Here is an 867-nt window from a genome sequence, read left to right on the forward strand (position 1 = left end):
TGGCAAAGGCTCCTGCAACACCACCAGCTGAAAAAACGCAATCACAACGACAATCGGCAGCAGATCTCTAAGGCTACCGAGCATAGCTTTCATTAAAGCAAATATCGCTGTCATCAACTCTCCTTATCCCTATGGACGATCAAATACGAGACGTAATGAGCTACGCCTTGAATTCCTTGTATTTAATAAGCATGACAAATTTCCGTTTATCGAGATGTGACTCGCATTAAGCACTCAGTAACATATTGAAACATTTTCGTTAAACTGTGAGCGTGCCCACTGACTAGGATTAACGCAGCTTCAACACCGCTCTTTGAGTTATCACATGAATGAAACCTTATGATCGTTATATAGTTTTCTGCGTATTGGTTGGCAGACTAAAACAAGCCATGTCTATAATTAATAAATTAAGAGGAGGTTGGTATGAAGATATTGTTGACGGGTGGCACTGGGTTTATTGGCTCGGAACTGATTAAAAGCTGGCAAACGGATGAGGTCACGCTGCTTACTCGAGATCCGTCCAAAGCGCAGGGAGCACTCAATCACCTGAACCAGAATAATCTTCATTACATCACCTCTCTAGATGACCTTTCCGACCTTAATGACTTCGATGCCGTAATAAATCTCGCAGGGGAACCGATCGCAGATAAACGTTGGAGCTCCGAGCAAAAAGAACGTATTTGCCACAGCCGTTGGCATATCACCGAGAAGATTGTTGAGTTGATTCATGCCAGCACCAACCCACCGAGTGTCTTCATTAGCGGCTCTGCTGTGGGATATTATGGGGACCAACAAGAACACCCCTTTGACGAAGCGCTGAATGTATCAGACAACAGTTTTCCTCATAAAGTGTGCGCACACTGGGAA

General features: G+C 44.3%; 1 protein-coding gene and 1 pseudogene. One reads left to right on the top strand and one right to left on the bottom strand.

What is annotated here, in order from left to right; all coding sequences use genetic code 11:
- Positions 1–114 (bottom strand): annotated as a pseudogene (locus KIV40_RS34980) (DUF1538 domain-containing protein); the annotation flags it as partial.
- Positions 115–423: 309 nt separating this feature from the next.
- Between KIV40_RS34980 and KIV40_RS34985 the strand changes: the two are divergent.
- Positions 424–867 (top strand): NAD-dependent epimerase/dehydratase family protein (locus KIV40_RS34985; RefSeq protein WP_285354071.1); only part of this gene is annotated, 444 nt, incomplete at its 3' end.

This window comes from Vibrio sp. D173a (assembly GCF_030248475.1).